General features: G+C 62.7%; 1 protein-coding gene. It reads right to left on the bottom strand.

All coding sequences use genetic code 11. The annotated features are described in order from the left end of the window. On the bottom strand, window positions 1-303 hold a 303-nt coding region (gene tssK / locus AC0L20_RS40620; protein WP_473295764.1), incomplete at both ends, for a type VI secretion system baseplate subunit TssK.

Genomic DNA, 303 nt, shown 5'->3' with positions numbered 1-303 from the left:
GCAACCTTGAGCCTGACAAAGCCCTGCTCTCTGTGCTGCTCACCCAACAGCAGGCGCAGGTCAGGCCTTGCGCAGTGAATCAGGCAACGAGAGTCGGCCCCGGCGTTGGAATCTGCGATCTCCACCTCACAGGTAAGGTAACGCGCCAGCACATCGTGCTGATCCGGTTGGCGGGTTTCGGTCTGATTGCCTGTCGCCAGCAGCAGTCCCAGGTAAACAGCCTGTTCCCCCGAGTTGGCCGGCACCTGCAACACCAGCGGTTCCATGGCGGCGCCGTGTTCGAACAGGCTGCCGTCCGGCAAC

Source organism: Bradyrhizobium sp. Kon58, from assembly GCF_055807455.1.
This window is presented reverse-complemented; position numbering and strand designations above follow the sequence as displayed.